Raw genomic sequence first — 15,849 nt, forward strand, 5'->3', positions numbered from 1 at the left:
CACCCAACCTATTACGCACCACCAACGGCACCAACCGAAACCACGACAAAGCCCCCACCACCAACACACCAACCGTCACCATCACCCAACGCCACACACCAAAATCAGAACGCGCAATAGAACCAAAACATACACCAAAAAAAATTATGACCGGTAAGGACAACAACACAAACCAAAACCCAGGACGACCCTTACCATCCTCAAACCGCCACAAAAAACACCACACCACTAAACCAGAAAGCACCCCAACGATGGCCCCCCACAGAATACGCTCACGTGCCCAAGGTCGTAAATCATCAAACAAGACCAGCCAACCAAAAGCAAAAGCAGCTAAAAACACCAAACCATAAAACACGATCTTACGCATCACGCCAACACGAGAAAAAGCCCGCTCACCCTCACCAGCAGGCGGCATAACCCGCACCACCCGAGACATAATCGAAGACATCCACTCCCAATCCTGAACAGATGCAGCCCAATCACCAGAAACAGCACCACCAGAAGAAGAAGCAGAAGAAGAACCACTCTGAGAAACACCAACACCAGAAGCACCAGTACTAGCAGCATCAGCAGTAGTGGCAACACCATCCAATTCCCGATCTACACCAACCATCACACACCCCTTTGTCTTATAAGGAACCAACTATAGAACCTATCGGACCTGCAACAGGTATAAAAGGTTTTAAGTAGCCCAGTTCTTCAGATATCTTGTCTTTCAAATCAGTCTTCAGATGTTCTTCATTATGGACATGCTTTTTGTAGGCACTGACCTCGTCCTTCAAAATGCTGCGTGCTGCTTTAGCCTTCGCTGGGCTCCAGGCCATTTTAGCTATCTCCAATACTCTATTTTGTTGGATTACGTTCTTCCCAGCACCCATGAGGATGCTCGCCCTCAACCGTGCCGGCGCCAGACCGTACTGAGCATATTCGGACAACGAAGAACGAACACTCGTCATAACACGAGCACCACCAGCACGGGCTGACCCGAGGACGCTTTTAGCGAACCCCTTACACCACTGCATCCGCAGACTCTTTCCGCTCTTCAACGAAGAGGTCTTGGCAAACTCGCCAGCTTCTTTCATCCACTTTGACGTTGGTATAAACCCATTCGGCTTGCCCAGCAGCTTGGAAAAGCTAGATACCCCGTATCCACCCTTACTACTGGGATCTCCCAAAGCACGCAAAATAGACATTTTTGACATCCCTTTGGCACCTTTAAGGAGGTTCAAGCCTTCAGCTCCCTCCTTTAACATACCTCTCATACCAGCAGAAGACAACAAAAGGGAAACGGTGCTTAACAATAATTCTTTCAAAGAAATGTCACCCTCACCGTAAGCCATAAGATCGTTCACAAACCCGACAGCAGAGCAGGCAAAAGCAAGTAGGCCTATAATTCCACCACCGCCGCAGAACAAGGCAGCAACACCAAACACAATGCCGCCGACTTCTGCAATTTTGACCACTACTCGCCAGGCGTCGCTGTAATATACTCGCTCCCATGCAGATAAGGAAGGCGTTTCATTTAAAGCACCTTGCAGTTTGTTCGCCGTTACCCTCGCACCATCAATGTAGGCATCTTTGGCATTATCGATACTCTTCATTGCAGCATCGTACGAACCCTGGGCATTCTCTAGTTGCCGGTGAAAACTTGAAACCAAGCGTTCAGCCTGACTAATACGATCCCGAGCACGAACTTCATCCGACTTTTTAATAACCGCACCAGTCGCCTGCTGGTCCCGCAATGTCAGCATGTCTTGTTTAGCTGCTGACGCTTGACTAGAAGCATTATTCAATTTCGAACGAGCTGCATGTAATTCATTACGAGCACTGGAAGCTTTATAGAACGCAGACTTAGCTTTATCTTGCTGAGCCTCCATACAGGCAGCCCAAGCAGACAGAGCCTTCTGCGCCTGATTCAAACCTGTAGAGAATTTACGCATATCCGTAGGAAATTCATTTAGGCGAGCTGCAAATCGCTTAGCTGCTTCCCCCACAAATATGGACGACCCACCAGAAGCCTGAATGTTACCAAGCACTTTCGCCATCAAATCAACCGAGGACCGCTTATCCTCCAGCTCTTTAGCATACATACGAACCCCAGCAGGGTCTCCCGGCACCGGATTTCCTGGCAATCCAATTTTGTCCCATTGTATTCCGTTACCCATCAATGATCACCACCATCAATCCACACTGTTAACGTGCTGGTAATTAATTCAAACAACTCAAACAGCAAATCCTCAACATCTGTACAAAAGGTCATTCCCATCACCAAAACCACTCGGCCAGCGTAAGGAAGATACGTTTGAAAAACCGAATAAGGAACAGCCTTCGACACCCCATTTGGCCTGAAGACACGGTGGCCTAACACCCGAATCGCCTTCCCTGCTTGTGGGAGCACCACCTGAGAAATATCAGATTCATCATCACCCTGCGATTCATCATCATTCTCATGAATGGTAGCTACTATGGCGTCAAACGTAGAAATGTCATCTCTACGGGGAGGCTCAGGCAACACGGACACCGTCACAGATGCACTTAGAAGACCATCCGTTGTGGGTGTAGACATTGAAGCCCCATACCGTACGCCCATGGACCATGAAGACGTCAGTTCCTTGTACAACGTGTCTTCCAACTTTTTCTGGTAGATAGACAGTGATGGAAACTTCTCTACAACTTCAGTAGCCTTTTGCTGAGCATACTTGCGCCTACCTTGGCGCGAGAGCTCCATACACTCCCAATCAGAGGGAATATCCAAACTGAAATGGATACGTTGATCACTCGCCGACATCATTGAACCTACTTATTCTTCTCGATGGCCTGGTTGATTTTCTGCGCTAAGTCATTATCAAGTTTTTTAACCTCTTCCAAGACATTGCCCAGCATCGATGCAAAATCTTCGGCTTTCTTGGAATACTTCACACTAGTGCTTTTCATGCGATCAGCATACTGTCCGTATGCATTAATGACCATTGAATTCCCCATACAAGCAACATCGTTCTTAATCAGATAAAAATCATCAAGAGTTTGCTTAATCTGTTCCAATGATTTCTTGACCTTAGCCAACTCATCATACGAGACAACAAGACGATCAGCCATAATCAGTTATTCCTTTCTATCCTTGCGCTGAGGCCACCAAACCGAATCACATCATTTTCTTCGAGTACTGTCCGCTGCTTAGGAGGCAATTGCATATAGTCATCTCCCGAACGAACGAATGTACCATTGGCGGAACCAAGGTCCATAACCCACACCTGTCCGATAGATGTAACACCAAACTCAAAATGCCTACGAGACGTTTGCTGAGACGAATCATCTACAACGACGTACGTGTCGTATGCTTCACCTGGTTGCTCAGGCATCCTACCGACAACACAACGCTGTGCACAAGGAACCCGTCGACCATCAGAAAATAATAAAGCATATGACGGCACCAGGCGTTCACCACCAGATTCCCCTACTCGTGGCTTCAGGGCCCTGTCACGCAAATCCCATCCGTCAGCAGCAGAAGGCTGTTCCATAGGTGGTAGCACCGGTATTTCAGGAATAACTTTAGCTGGCTGGCTTAATGCAACGAGACCATCTTGGTTCTTACTTTTCTTCATACCTACTCACCACCCCATTATTCTTGAAAGTTGTATGGAAAGTCAGGAGACTCATCTACATTGGGGAACTGGATGGATAGGGTATTTGTGCCAATTCTGGCCAATCCACGTCCCTGAGGCATTTCGACACTAAACTGTGAACGTTTCACTTTGGCGCCAATAAGATCTGCATACAACATCTCGTCAGGTTTCAGCAAAATCCCCTGCTTGATCCGCTTCATAGACGCCCCCCAACTTCCAAAGCCTTGCGGGAATTCGATGATATCCCCAGCGAAAATGCAGGATGCATCGCTTGCACTCAAAGAACCAACCAGCCCCTGCATCCACCCATTTGCTGGAATATCCTTGAGTAATTGGCAATCGTCAAACACAAACAAATTCCCCTTAAAGGCATCATCATGGATGCAAGATAAGGCTTCCTTGTCTTCGTTATGCATAAACGGCTCCAAAGTCTCCTGAGTCATATCAGAAGGTGACTCAAATAGACGAACCACGCCCTCCACTGATTTGAACTGCCTGAGTGGGCTATCCTTCGGGGCAGCGAGAACGAGATGATATCCTTCCATCAAAGCCATGTTTGCTAGCCACATAAGCAAGGTAGTTTTACCGCTTTGCATGCCACCAAAAATTGGCAAGATAGGAATATTCCGAGGATCGTAGGTGATGAGGTCATTATCCTCACCACCAATGCCAATTGGGAGCAACCCATTCGAAATGGCATTCGAATCTTTTGCTAACGTGAAGACATCATTAAAGTACAGCTCATCAGGAAGTTGTTCAACATTAAACGGCATATGAAGCTTCTGTATATGTGGATCCATCCCAGCAGACAAGGTAGCTCCCGCTGATCGTATAGCTTCGGACTCTTGTTGCCCTGTTACTCCCTTTGCAATCTGCGCGATTTGTAGTTCAGCAGTACCATCTGAATGATATCCTCTGCCATCGCAAATCTTGTCAGGAACTTCTTTAGACGGGAGGCCTATCTCGGAATAATCAGTCTTGTCGACTAGCCGTAAGAGGATTTTACTATCCGCCAAAAGGGCCATTCGACCCGACAATAACGAGCGGTCTCCCGTAACAATAAAGTGGATTCCAACCGACGGACCCTCTCTCATCATCGTCTGTACGCGGTCTATCAGTGAGCCACTATCGTAGGATTCAAAAGTCGAGCTGTAGCCCTCCCAAGAATCAACCATCACCAGCATATGAGGAAGACTGTCTGCTTGCTGTTCCGAGTTCAATCCACGGTTGAACTCATCAATAGTGCTGTAGCCACCTTTCGACAGAGAAGTGGCTCGTTCTTTGAGAACCCTATCCAGTCTATTGAGGAGGCGTTCGACTTTTTCAGCCTCACTACGCAATGCCACTACACCTACGTTGGGAAAAGCCATGAGAGGAGCCAGGCTACCATTTCCTCCATCAAGACAGTAGATCTGCACTTTTGCAGGATTGAAACGCTGGCAGGCTGAGTACGCAAGAGTCCTCAATGCCGTTGATTTGCCACTTCTTGAGGTTCCTACAATAAAGAGGTTACCAAATGACGTGAGGTCCAAGGAAATTGGACGTTGCTCTTGCTGTTTAGGGTAATCACCCAGAGCGAAAGGAACCACCAAACTGTCTTCATCGGCTCTTTCGTCCGCAACAATCAGATCATCAAGTCCAATTTCCTCTGACAAGGCAGGCAACCAAGGCTGCCTTTGCTCTGGAATGCCCTCCTCCTCAGCTACCTTTCTGATGCTGTCTACCAGTTTCATCAGATCAGTTACACTCACATCACCCTTGTCTTTCTTTGACTTGGGTTGTGCTGGTACGGGCGAACCCATCTGCGGGAAAGAAAGGATCCGCACAAAGGGGTCAGTCTTGTGTACCGTTTGTTTTTGGCTCGGATCTACATACCTTCCGCCAACTCTTGCAGACTGAAAAGGAACTAATGAATTCGACCCTAAGCGCACTACCGCGCGACCAGGGGCATTTTTACCAATCAGAGAAGCATCTTTGGCATCAATAACATCCTGACTTTCACTTTCATCAGTCATTCGTAAGGCTATACGCAAGTTAGTGTTAGCTCTAATTTCAGGAGAAACTACGCCTCCTGGCCTCTGCGTTGCTAAAAGGAGGTGAATACCCAAAGACCGACCACGCTGAGCTATATTAACCAAGCCTGTAACAAAATCAGGTAACTCCCGTGCCAGTGATGCAAACTCATCAATCACGATTAATAGCCTGGGTATTTCTGTAAGCTCTTGATTCATCTCACGTAAATCAACATAGTCATCTAAATCCTTGGCTCCGGCTACTGCTAAAAGATGCTCACGATAATTAAGTTCAGCACCCAAGGAAACCAATGCTCTTGTCACCAAGTGATTATCCAAATCTGTCACCATACCAACAGTGTGCGGCAACTTAACACAGTCTTTAAATGCTGCTCCGCCCTTATAATCAACCAAAACAAAGTTCAGTGCTTCTGGCCTATTAGCAACGGCTAATGACGCGACAAGTGATTGTAACAGCTCTGATTTACCCGAACCAGTCGTACCAGCAATCAAGCCATGAGGACCATCTTTAGCTATATCTAGTCCGAAAGGACCGTCAACCGATTCTCCAATCATGCAGTACGTAGAACGTGGCTGCAACGCCCAATGGGCTTCTATTTCATCTGCTGTTGGTGTCAGCTTGAGCAAATCCAATAACTTGCTCTGTTGCGGAATTGCAGACTGAGTCTCATCAGGACTTCCATCTTCTACGGGAGCCAACGCTAACGATAGAGAATCCAGCCATTGTTCCGAGACTAGATCAGGCATAACATCATTGATGTCATCAGAAACATTGCTCCTTACCTTTAACTTTCCTGCCTCACCTGTCACAACAGTCTGGCATTCCTCTGGCAAAAGCCGCTCATCTGTTTCGATGCATAGCATGAACATGCCAACGCGCGGCCCCTCCTTGAGTAGACGCACAGTACCGGGCATAGACCTCAATACATGGGCATGATCCATGATCACGACAACGTATGATCCCGCCCACTTTTGCATAGACTGAGCATGCAATTGTTCTGTTCTGTCATCAAGCATGGCAATAAGTTCCGAAATTCTCAGAGCAATATCCTCAGCACTTGTAGCTAAAGTACGAACAGCACTTTGACCCTGCTGGGGAACCAGTTGAGGAAGCCACTGGGCGAAGTGCCAGTCAATCTGAGCTTGAACTACGGTAGGTGTATCCTGCCTCATGCTTTTACGTGATTGCGGAGAAAGTAGGTACACGGATAGATCACGAGCTGAATGGAGTGCCGACATCTGAGCCAGCATCCACTGGACAGTCGGGAAAATAATATCTTGCTCGCCCGTGCACCCCAAACAACCAGCCTTGGGTAAGCTTACAACAACCGGGAACTGATGAAGTTCCCACTTTTTAACACGCTCAAACTCCAGGTTATCTGGATTTTCCAAGGATACATGGGAATTTACAGTACCCGTTCCAATTCGGAGACCAAGCCAAGAATCGTCTGTTGCTCTCCTGTTCCACAACTGCGCCGTATGTCTGCTACTGATATCGAGAACAGCAGTAGGATCTGGATATTCCACTCGAGCTTCAGCTATTTCTTGAGTCACAGCACGATTTGCTTTGTCTTTTATTCGTGTTGTAGTTTCCTGGTATTTCTTGAGCTCGGCTTTATATCTTTTTTTACTACTACTATTTCCAGTAAAATACGAGGCAATCATCATAACCGGTGACATAATGCCAAAAGCCAAGTAAGTGTAGTTTTTCAAAAATACCGCCATTCCCACAGACATGGCAAGCGGCAAGAGGGTTGACGCTATTGGTATAGCAGCCTTTTCAGGACGTGTCGGGGCACCCGGCAATGTGAAACGTCTGTCCCTTACCTCATTCTTAATCTTCGGAGGACGCGTGTACAGCCAATGGCCTTGACTACCCTGCGTATCTACCGGAACAGAATCTGGGTGCCCCTGGGTAATGCTGACCATGAAATCAGGAAGCACAATTTCCTGTCCAAACTCAACTTTTGTGGGCTCAACTATTTCATGCCCATCAATCCACACATCGGAGTGCAGTTCAGGTTTAGACCGTTGGAAAAACCATCTTTTATGAAGTGCCCCCTGCCGGACGTTTGGAATAATGCTGACGCCGCCATCAGCATGGACATCTAGAATAAAGTCTGCACTTACTGACACCTTGTCAGGATCGAGCAAGGAGCCAATCCTCAAACTCCCCGGCAGAACATCATAAATAGTTCCCGCATTAACACCACTTATGAAACGCAACTGAACTGCCGAAGGATCATCTACAGAAGAGACCTTAGGATTGATTATCTTTGCCTCATCAGAAAGCAAAGATACCCATGATCCCTCATGAAAACCAATTTGTTTCAGGGTTGACTCCAGATCCACCTGACTGCCGTCAACTGCAACGCCAGTTACTGGACTCGAACCATCCGTAGCCACATTAACCAAGGAAGGCAGCAGGTTCGCTAATGTAGAACTGTCAGGTACATCGACATACACTGTATATCGAGAATCTGTCCTAGCATCATGAATGTTAAGCAGGCCTTTCATTACTTACTTACTTCCTTCATTTTCCGAATGGGTTTCGCCGGTACGCAAGCGCTTTTCTGCGTCTCACCAACAAGGTAATCACTACTGCTAGCATGAGGAGCAAAAGACTACCTGTGAATATTAAACTCACGAAAAGAACCCCATTCTCCCTGACATACTGCAACCAGTTTGAAGCAACAACAACGTAGTAGGTAGAAGTGGAAGAATTCCCTGCAACATCCTCAGTTTGAATTACTATTTTGTGACTATGAGCATCAGACTGCAACTCAAAGGACGGAACTCCTTTGAGTAGGTCATCACCAGACCATTGCTCTTGTTGAACACCATCGACAAAAACCTGTGCAGCACGAATCTTCATGTTATCTTTAACATCAACACCTACAGATTTTTTCTGCGCATAATAAACCCTGTGTGAATCAATACCCAGAGCAGAAACTGTTGGAGGCACAGAGTCTATAGCGAAGTTCACTGAAGCCTCTCCTGTTCTGTCCTCATTTTTATTTTGCATAGTATTTTCAGACAGATTCCCCGCATCATCTGTAGAAGTAAAGATCAAACGGTAGTATCCATCTTCCGTAAACGATGTTGCTGGGATTGCATATGTTGTGGTACTCCATCCATGATCTTTACCTTTGGTAATCTGATACTCGGAATGGTCCATAACATGCATTCGACCGTTTTTCGCCATCTCTAATTTCGATTGCCCATCGGCGATACCGCTGACATTGATTTCTTCAACAGTCACAGGCTGTGGACGCTTCAAGTAGGCACCTCTAAGTGAAGAAGTACCGGATAAGAAGCGATAGGTCGAACCAAACCTGTTGACCGAGAATGTCTTACTTACCACAGATGAATTCCCAGCCATGTCCTCACTTTTTGCCGTCAAGGTATAGACATCATCGACGCTTGACTTTCGCTGAAAATCGGGAATATCTATAACGACAGAGTTATCATTGCCACCTTCAACTGCTTCCATCTCTGTGATTGCAATTTTTCCTCTCCGATCTCCAACAAGCTCGTAGGTTGTGCGCCCATGATCAATATTGTCATCGAGGAATTTGATTTGTGGTGCAACCGTACCGGCATAAGCGGATTTGTCTTCCACTTTTTCGATGTGGAGGTCCGGTTTGGTCATATCAATGACAAACTCTGGCTCCTTCACGACCTCTGCCACGTTGCCAGCTAAGTCTGTTGCATTTGCCTCTAACGTATAATGATATTCTCCACTAAATGGTACCTTTTGTACCCATGAATATTCCTTCACATTACCAGTCATGGACCATCCCATTCCTACTGGTGCAGGAACATCCTTATTGGCATCATTCTTAGCGGTTGTTGTTATCACCGATTCTTTTTCACTGTAATTACGTTCCACTAATGTGACAGTCGCTGTTCTAGGTGCCTTATAGTACATGCCATTTTTACTATCGTTATTATCAAACGTAATAAGCATGACAGGCTTTGTAGTGTCCACAGTGAATTCCGTATGATATTGCTGTGCCTGATGGTTACCAGGATCTGTCACTGACGCATCTACCACCCAATCGCCATCAGCATCGCAAGTCAAGTAAGCCTCATACGAGTGCTGGTCACCACTTGGATTGGCAAAATCTTTTGCATGTAACTCAGTTTCTCTGCCATCGATACTAGACGTAAGAATAGTACGTTTGCTGTCATTTCCTGAAATGAAATCGAAATTCGACTCATCAAGAGATACTTTTGCTACCCTTTTTGCCTTGAAGTATTTACCGTTCCTTACGTCGTTATTGTCATAAGTCACTGTTAGGACGGGCTCCTTAGAATCTATAGCCACACCTATAAGACCCTTGGCATCATTAATCACGCCCGCTGTATCATTTCCATAGGCACTTATGGCATGTGTAGATGAAGGATTGCCAGCTTTGTCTTTCAAAGCAATAGAAGTAGCATCGAATCGCAAACGCTGACTGTCACCATTGAGTTCAAAGGACACAACGCTGTTCGATTCAAATCGTAAACTCGATTTGAGCCTGGATACACCATCGCGAACTAGCCTCTGATCATAACTCAACATAGGAATTTCATCATCCTGGGAGTAGTCTTTAAAGTCCAGAGAAGATTCGTCGACTTGAGAAATAGAATCACCAATACCATCCAGCGAAACATGTAATGAAGACGGGAAAATCCACTGCCAGCGCTGTGGCGAATGTGCTGATAAATGAAGACCACCTAACGTCGGACCTGTGTAATCTATGACGAATTCTTGACTGGCCTCCGCAACGTTTGTATTGTCGCTTTGCAGCCCAGTATACGAGATCTTCAGTTGGTATTTTCCTTCAAGTGGACGTTGAGGATCCACATCAGACCTTGGCATGAGGTAGCCATGGTATACCCAGGTATCAGGTGTTGTATTATCTGGCTTCCACATATCTGACTGAAACGACACTGGTTCGAACGGTTTAGGAGTAGCTAAAGATACTGAAGCTGTAAGGAAGTTATCATGATTGCTCTGGCCCAGTTGCTGGTACAGGGGGAACCAGCGATCGGTAATAGTGAAATCTACTACAGCCTCTCCACGGAAGTAATAGGCAGGATTCGTTGAAGAGGGATTAAGATTTCCCTGTTTTACAGCAATATGTGCTTCTCGTCTGCTATGAGAACTATCTATTACTACAGCATCGAATGGTTGCTCAATTCCATCTTTAGCATGGTACTTATTTACAACATCAATGAGTTGTATGGTCCGTGAATTTCCAGTATTGGTATGCTCTCCAAATTCAGAAGGATGATCCGCCCGATCTCTGACCTCTATGGTGATCATCGAGAGGTTATACATTCCTTCAGCATTAAAATCAATCGTAACCCAGCCCGATTCATCTACAGGTAATGACAGGTTCTTCCTACCTGCTTTGCCAAGAGGATTTCCATTTAAATCTGTAGGAGCCGGTATCTCCACTCGAACTTCTGGATGACACACGCTTCGATTACATTCCCCTCCGATACCAGAGGAACCGTTTTGAGAAGATCCATTAATCTCCTCAGCACCTCGTTGTTCTTCAGGCAGCAAGTCTTGTACTCTAACCTGCATCTTGTTCTCACCAGGACTGGTCACAATAGCATGTTTGCCATCAGCTAAGGGAAAATCGTTAATCTGTTGCAGCCCCGAACCCCGTAGCCCTTTGAACCCAGTAAAAGCAGGGGCTTGCGTATCAATACCAAAACGGGTTTTTTGTGATGAAAATACGGTTGGTAGGAGGTTGTCATTAAAGGAAAATGTAAATGCTCCATTAACAGAACCTTGTCCGTTATTTTCCATCTGCATAACGCTAGCATTGCAGGCCAGACTCCAAGGCCATTCTTCTCCCTGCTGGACATGTATAGCTTGTATATCAATAGGGCAAGCAATCTTGCTATTACTCATTCCTATAGGCACATCATCACGCCAATATTTCAGCATACCGGCATTCTGTTGAGGATCGTTGGCAAGCATCCTCAAGTAGTACATGAAATATTGATCCTTACTCTGAACAGTTACATAAACATCTGAATCGAAGTAATACCGGTCCAATCCATTGCTACCTTGGGGTACTGCAATTGGTCTTTCCTGAGTATTCCTAGAAACCGCTATCCTTGGCTGTCCTATCGTGGTGTAGCTAGTATCAATCACAAGTTTGCTGATCATGTGTGATGTATTTGGCGGTGAATTTGGACTTGCCGCAGCACTATTCAAAGTATGGAAATCGCACTTATTACCCGCCCGGTCAACTGCCTGAGCGTTCACCTGAGAAAAATCATAATAACCGGATGACTGAAAACTGACATCAAAGTATATGCCGTTCCCATCACTACCTTTGGCAATCGAATAGTCACAAGAATCATTACTAGAAAGAGGGGCTTCCGATGGACATTGAATCAGCTGTTTAGGATCTGTAAAGTTTCCGCTCTCATCTACATGTTGATAACGTACCCCACTCAAAACGATTGCATCTAGGTCAGAGACATTGGAATCACTGTTTCCATCATTACCATCTTCTAGAGGATAGGTCTGATTACCATTCGAATCGACTGTAGGCATTGCTGGACGCATATCTTTCGCACGTATTCGAACGCTTCTTTTATTGAATGCGAATTTTGTATTGCCAGCTTGAACGTCATAATCTAGAGAGTTCATTTCTCGCTCATGAGAAAGATAGGTCACCGAAGTAACTGTGGGCTGTTGAGTGTCGTAAACAAACGACAGAGGATTATCGCCATTTACAGGTTCCTGTACGTCTAAGAAACGAGCTAAATCCTCTTGCACTTTTGCTGTATATCGTGCATTTGAATTGTATGGGTACACTGATGCAAAATTAACAGCGCAGGACTGATTCAAAACCGTCCAAGTTCTTGCATGATCGCCACTGCTGGCACTATCGCGATTGGTGCTCGTATAGTTGCTTGAGCTGGTGCAATTGATACTGAGCGGATTCTGATGGTTAGGGTCCCTACCAGGATCTTGTGCAGGTTGCTGGTCAAAAGTCATAGCGTGAAAAGATTGACCTGGATTAGTACGGATTTGATTATTACGAACAACTTGGACTATTTGCGCTAGCCAGGGGTCGCGTGATGACAAAGAAAGCTGATATGCAGAAGCTTTTCCAAATACTCTTCCAAGGGGATCTTCCTGGGCTGGACCAGATACCCATAATCTGACATTTCTGTCAGCTGTCGTGTCGATAATAATAGAAGAAGGATTTTTAACAAAATCAACACTCTGCCCCTGAGCATTCACAGTATTCATGTCGATTTGATTAAGAGGACTTACGAAACTTCGCTCTTGTATCAGGTGTGGATTACCCAAATTATTTGTGCGGTGCTTATATAGGATCTTTAACCGACACTGATCCATCTTGTATTCACTTTGACGATAGTCCTGATCATCACCTGCAAATCTGAGTTTATATTTCCCTTCTGAGATATCTCTTGCAGAAGAGGCATCCATAACTGGGCATGGTTGTCCTCCTTCAATTGTGATATCTGTAATTGATATATCCGATCTTCTAGAGCTGTTGTCATTCAAAAGTTTCCCTTGAACGGACAACTCCAGCGAACGAGAACCAGCAGCAACCCAGGTATAACCATCGGTGATATCGTCTTTGGCTTTTTCTTGGTGATAGGTAAAAGAAACCTCTATAGGTGATCGCTCTTCTGCTGTAGCTAGCTGCGGATATAGCATCTGTAGTACCAGATACAAGCCCAGGGAAAATGCGAATAATACAACAACATGAAGTAATTGAGCTGAGACTCGATGATGTTTATTACTCTTAAACAACATTTACCTAGTCCTTCCAGAGAGGGTCGTCTGCGACTCATCATCAACTGCTTGGCTTGATGCGTTATTACTTCCACCCATCAATGATGTTTGACTTTCATCGTCTGTTTCATCCCCATGAACAGGCTGGTTAGTTTTAGATTGTAGTGGAGACTCTATGGAATGAACCACAAATTCTGAAGCTTTTTCTGTATTATTTTCATGCATTCGACCATGTTGTTGTGGAACTTGAGAATATTGAGGGTCAGGAAACGCTTCTGCGTCGAATGACCCCCACGTGCCGACCCTGGCAGAACGCATACGATGTATTTCTTCAGCCTCACTATGTCCTGTAAGTAAGTTTCGAACCTTCCGTATATCCAATACTCGATATAGAACAACAGCAACCAGAGCTAAAATCAGCGCAAACGCCAAAAAAGTCAAAGCAATAATTCTCCATGACTGAGTACTCATTGTTTGTCTCCTTTGATATCAACAAAAGCATTATTGATTTCAAGATGAACCATTTGACTTGATTGGTTTACTTCTTGCATTTTTTGATCTAAAACGGTGGTCGTAGGATCTACGGTCTTTGCAAGAGATATGGCTTCATCTGCGAGAGTATTCAAAGCTTCCCGTGAGACACCGTCTGCACGGAATTTCCTAGGAAAGATTCGCAAAGCATCAAGCGTAAGGTTGGCTACTTCTACACGGATGACATCATTGCGCTCATGACCACTAGCTTGAACCAACTGTTGCAGACGTTTTGCATATGGCTTATATTTACCTGCATCAGACCCCTCGTTAATCAAGGGCACTACCTGAGTATTGAAATCAGCCATACCGGAATAAATATCAGCCAGACGAGCATTTACATACCCAGAATTGGCAGCAGCATTGTGCATCCAAGGAGAAGCCGCTCTTATACGATTAATTCGAGCTGATTCGCCAGCTGTTCCAGCAAACGAGGAAGCATCTGACATACCGTTGGACACATCGTAGTAGTACCAATATAGCTTTCCTGTTTCAAAACAGAGCTGAGACCAATCATCTGCATTCTTACTCAAAGTATCAGTGTGGTCGGTAATAGTTGAATTGTAAACGTGTTCCTCTTTCGCATCGAAGATGCCATCAGCAGTATACAAATGTATGAGACCAATATATGGTTCAATAGATCCGGGCTTTATAGAAGCAGCTTTGACATAATCGCTCTCAGCTTTCGCAGCAGAGGTAGTTTGTGTCGCCTGGTTCATCCAATACTGATAATCTCCATTGCGGGTCAGATAAGCCATACCCAAAGACACTGCTGAAAGTGCAAAACAAACCACCGAAGCAATAATGACACCAGTAAATTGGTGCCATTTGCGAATGAGAACTTTATGATGTACCTCGTCTTCTTCGCGATAATGACGAAGAGCGTAAGCCATTTGCGCGCAGTCTAGAAAACGATCATCCGGATTGGTCTTAGTTGCTACATCAATGATATTTTCTAGACCTATTGACAGCGAAGGGTTTACAACACGAATAGGTTGCATGGCACCTGATCTTGGATGTATTCCCGTTAGGAGGTTATATAAGGTAGCTCCCAGGGCATATATATCAGTACGAGCATCTACATGACCAGACTCTTTAAACTGTTCCGGAGCACCATAACCAGGAGTTCCTAACTGTCGGTCATCCCCAATGAGTGAAGTACGGTCCTCATTTCCATCCATTTCTATGGCGATACCAAAGTCTATTAATTTGATAGTCCCGTCTGGTGTCACCATAATGTTAGACGGCTTCACATCTCGATATATGACAGGTGGTTGACGACGATGCAAGTAATCAAGTACATCGCACAGTTGTATACCCCAATCAACCACTATGTTTTCGGGTTGAGGTCCTTCACTCTTAAGAATTGCAGACAAGGTACGGCCTTCAATGTAGTCCATAACAACATACAGAGACCCGAACTCATCAATTAAATCGACAATACGAGGAATTGCAGGATGATCAAAGCGCTTTATCATGTTGGCTTCAACAGTGATGCTGTTGATAATCATGTCACGTTTGACAGGATCTGTCACATGTTTAATCTCCTTAACTGCCCACTGTTTATTCAATGAGGTGTCAAGTGCGAGGTAAACAGTAGACATTCCCCCCTTTCCGATTTCTGTAAGAATGCGATATCGTCCACCGATTACCGTATTTTCAACAACCACTTCTCTCTCTCCTACATGTCAGAAGGTATGTGCTGTGGTAGAAAATCCAGCTAGTTATCTCAGCTACACACTCGATTGCACACTTTTGTGCAACTTCTTATGAGCAACCAAGAAGTGTTCATAAGATCGCCATGATAAGCACAACCAACCAACGTTATACACATATTCCAAGCTGATTCCGCTAGGCCAAGATGCGTATACAA

Annotated in this window: 9 protein-coding genes; all 9 read right to left on the bottom strand. The window is 45.3% G+C overall.

Annotated features, from left to right (window positions below; translation table 11 throughout):
* The coding region (locus BOCO_RS00980; RefSeq protein WP_148140024.1) for a hypothetical protein at positions 1-613 on the bottom strand (613 nt) is incomplete at its 3' end.
* A gap of 16 nt (positions 614-629) precedes the next feature.
* Entirely contained in the window at positions 630-2,165 is a 1,536-nt protein-coding gene (locus tag BOCO_RS00985; RefSeq protein WP_094722252.1) for a putative T7SS-secreted protein, read from the bottom strand.
* Positions 2,165-2,791, bottom strand: a complete 627-nt coding sequence (locus BOCO_RS00990) for a hypothetical protein (RefSeq protein ID WP_148140025.1) — start codon at positions 2,789-2,791, stop codon at positions 2,165-2,167. Before BOCO_RS00990 ends, BOCO_RS00985 begins: the two co-directional genes overlap by 1 nt.
* Positions 2,792-2,796: 5 nt before the next feature.
* Complete coding sequence (locus BOCO_RS00995; protein ID WP_094722254.1) at positions 2,797-3,096, bottom strand: hypothetical protein; 300 nt, start codon at positions 3,094-3,096, stop codon at positions 2,797-2,799.
* A 2-nt stretch (positions 3,097-3,098) separates the two neighbouring features.
* Positions 3,099-3,602 (bottom strand): FHA domain-containing protein, encoded by a 504-nt coding sequence (locus BOCO_RS01000; protein WP_094722255.1) that lies wholly within the window; start codon positions 3,600-3,602, stop codon positions 3,099-3,101.
* Positions 3,603-3,619: 17 nt separating this feature from the next.
* Positions 3,620-8,173, bottom strand: a complete 4,554-nt coding sequence (locus BOCO_RS01005) for an FtsK/SpoIIIE domain-containing protein (protein WP_094722256.1) — start codon at positions 8,171-8,173, stop codon at positions 3,620-3,622.
* Between the two features lie 16 nt (positions 8,174-8,189).
* Entirely contained in the window at positions 8,190-13,466 is a 5,277-nt protein-coding gene (locus BOCO_RS01010; RefSeq protein ID WP_094722257.1) for a hypothetical protein, read from the bottom strand.
* The gene (locus BOCO_RS01015; RefSeq protein ID WP_094722258.1) at positions 13,467-13,916 is read right to left on the bottom strand and encodes a hypothetical protein; all 450 of its coding nucleotides are present in this window, start codon (positions 13,914-13,916) and stop codon (positions 13,467-13,469) included.
* On the bottom strand, positions 13,913-15,646 hold the full coding sequence (locus BOCO_RS01020; protein ID WP_094722259.1) for a serine/threonine protein kinase: 1,734 nt from the start codon (positions 15,644-15,646) through the stop codon (positions 13,913-13,915). Before BOCO_RS01020 ends, BOCO_RS01015 begins: the two co-directional genes overlap by 4 nt.
* Positions 15,647-15,849 lie beyond the last annotated feature (203 nt).

Source organism: Bombiscardovia coagulans (assembly GCF_002259585.1).
Taxonomy (GTDB): Bacteria; Actinomycetota; Actinomycetes; order Actinomycetales; family Bifidobacteriaceae; genus Bombiscardovia; species Bombiscardovia coagulans.